Here is a 1,534-nt window from a genome sequence, read left to right as displayed (position 1 = left end):
TGGACGGCCGCGGGGTTCCTCGTGCTCGGGCTGCTGGCGACCGTGTCCCTCGGATCGGCCACGGTGCGCGCCCGCCCCGAAGAGGCCGAGGTCTGAGGGACGCGACGGAGTTTCCTCTCCGTTCGACTTCGGGCGCTACATTCCATGCAGGTGCATTCCGACGTGTGCGCCGGTGAGGAAGCCATGGTCATCTCCCGCCCTGATCTCAGCGTGCTCGCTCGTGTGCGTGCCTCGTCGTCCCTGCTCGGGCCCAGTGAGTCGCGAGTCGCGGCGCTGATTCTGGAGCGACCTGCGGAGGTCGTCATGTGGTCGACGGCCGAACTCGCCCAGGCCGCGGGAACGTCGACGGCAACCGTGATCCGCGCATGCCAGAGCCTGGGCTTCCGCGGGTTCCAGCACCTCCGTCTGGAACTCGCTCGCTCGACGCCCCTGCGTCCCCGGGAAGACGATGTCACCTCCGACACCTTCGATGACGCCGTGGAAGCGGTGCGCCTCGCCCAAGACAGCGTGAACCCGGTGCTCCTTCAGGAGGCCGCGACGGCGCTGCGTCATGCCCGCCGCGTGGTGCTGGTCAGCAACGGGTTCTCCGGGCCGCCGCTGCAGGACTTCGCGATGCGTCTCAGCATCCTGGGGCGTCCGGTCGAGGCGCCCGTCGATCCGCTCGCCCAGCAGTTCGCCGTCAACAGCCTGACCGAGGACGACCTGTGCTTCGGACTGAGCTACTCCGGTGCGAACGTCCAGACGCTCCGTGCCTGCGCTGCCGCTGCGGACCGCGGAGCACGCGTCGCCGTCGTCACCAGCTTCGCTCGTTCGCCCATCGGGCGCACCGCCGACATCGTCGTCGCGACGGGCCCTGCAGCCCTGACGCACGACGTCGACCCTTTCCTCGCGCGAATCGGACACACCGTCGTGCTGCATGCGCTGCACTCTGCCCTCGCCAGCGATGTGGCCCCGTCGGACGCTGCGGGCATGCGTCACGTCGTCGCTGAAGCGATCGCCGAGGAGTAGCGCACCCGACCGTTCACCTCCCGGCCAGCCGGGCGTCATCGCCGGGTCAGCAGACGGTGACGTACCCCGACTGTAATGACGTTTCGTGTGGTTCGAAATACATGTAACGGCGGGACGGTCTCATGCTGGCGATTGACGTGGACGGGCTCTTCAACGTCCGGGCGAGTGACACCAGGAGGCCATGGCTGGTCCGCTCCGGTGCGCCCGAAGCGCTGAGCGAAGCGGGGGAGAAGCTCCTGATCGCGCTCGGGGTGAGTGTGATCGTCGACCTGCGCGAGCCCGCGGAGAGGGATGCCGTCGTCCACATGCCCGGGTTGACCGCGTTCACACGGATCCCCTCGTGCAGGTGGTCGGCGGCCATCGCGCGGGTGAGAGCGGAGACGGCACCCTTTGACGCGCTGTAGAGCGCGCGCTGCGGCAGCCCGGTGGTCGATGCGATGGATGCCGTGTTGCACACCGCCGCCGACGGGGACTTCCGCAGCCACGGGAGAGCTGCCGAGGTGACACGGGCGATGCCGGTGACGTT

At 68.8% G+C, this 1,534-nt stretch carries 1 protein-coding gene and 2 pseudogenes; 2 read left to right on the top strand and 1 reads right to left on the bottom strand.

Annotation, left to right across the window (positions count from 1 at the left end):
- Nucleotides 1–144: 144 nt before the first annotated feature.
- A complete protein-coding gene (locus KZA10_RS14835) occupies nucleotides 145–1,008 on the top strand; it encodes a MurR/RpiR family transcriptional regulator (protein WP_235562524.1) in 864 nt (287 codons plus the stop codon).
- Between the two features lie 122 nt (nucleotides 1,009–1,130).
- Nucleotides 1,131–1,286 (top strand): annotated as a pseudogene (locus KZA10_RS18810) (tyrosine-protein phosphatase); the annotation flags it as partial.
- 11 nt (nucleotides 1,287–1,297) lie between these two features.
- Here KZA10_RS18810 and KZA10_RS18805 read toward each other — a convergent pair.
- Nucleotides 1,298–1,522: pseudogene (locus tag KZA10_RS18805) on the bottom strand (SDR family oxidoreductase); the annotation flags it as partial.
- Nucleotides 1,523–1,534: the final 12 nt, after the last annotated feature.

Origin of the sequence: Microbacterium sp. BF1, assembly GCF_019279095.1 — a bacterium.
Classification (GTDB): Bacteria; Actinomycetota; Actinomycetes; order Actinomycetales; family Microbacteriaceae; genus Microbacterium; species Microbacterium maritypicum.
Note: the sequence above shows the minus strand (reverse complement) of the source record. Positions and strands in the feature narration are given on the sequence as shown.

Excerpts from the sequence above, each read along its gene's own strand:
- KZA10_RS14835 (WP_235562524.1), top strand. The coding sequence starts at position 145 with ATGCAGGTGCATTCCGACGTGTGCGCCGGTGAGGAAGCCATGGTCATC.